The 664-nt window shown below is 66.3% G+C and carries 1 protein-coding gene; it reads left to right on the top strand.

Features of this window, described 5'->3' with window-relative positions:
• The coding region (locus ACR0MQ_RS22960; protein WP_480611287.1) for a proline dehydrogenase family protein at positions 1–664 on the top strand (664 nt) is incomplete at both ends.

The following is a 664-nucleotide window of genomic DNA, read 5'->3' as shown; positions in this document are numbered from 1 at the left end:
ATTTCCTACATCGCCAATGCGCGCAAACTGCTGGGCATGACCGATCGGATCTATCCGCAGTTCGCAACCCATAACGCCCATACGGTCAGCGCGATCCTGCATATGGCCGAGGGACAGCCGTTCGAATTCCAGCGCCTGCACGGCATGGGCGAGACGCTGCACGGGCTGGTCAAGGACCAGAACGCCACCCGCTGCCGCATCTATGCGCCGGTGGGTGCCCATCGTGACCTGCTGGCCTATCTGGTGCGGCGGTTGTTGGAAAATGGCGCGAATTCCTCCTTCGTGAACCAGATCGTCGATGAGACGGTCCCGCCCGAAGAGGTCGCCGCCGATCCCTTTGTCACGATCATCGACGCCGCCCGCCCCTTGCCCACCGGCCCCGACCTGTTCCAGCCCGAGCGCCCGAATTCGCGCGGGTTCGACCTGCAGCACACGCCCACGCTGGATCGGATCGACGCCGCGCGCGATGCCTTTCGTGCACATCACTGGTACGCGCAGCCCCTGCTGTCAGACGATGCGCGCCCCAAAGGCGATCAGCCCGTCACCAACCCCGCCCAGCCACAAGACCGCCCCGGAGCGGTCGCCCCGGCCAGTACCGCAGATGTGGAACTGGCGCTGGCCTCTTCCGCACCGTGGCAAGCCCCATCCGCCCAGCGCGCGCAGG

The sequence above is a fragment of the Ruegeria sp. AN6 genome, assembly GCF_056540425.1.
The sequence above is the reverse complement of the archived record's forward strand: the minus strand, read 5'-3'. Positions and strand labels throughout refer to the sequence as shown.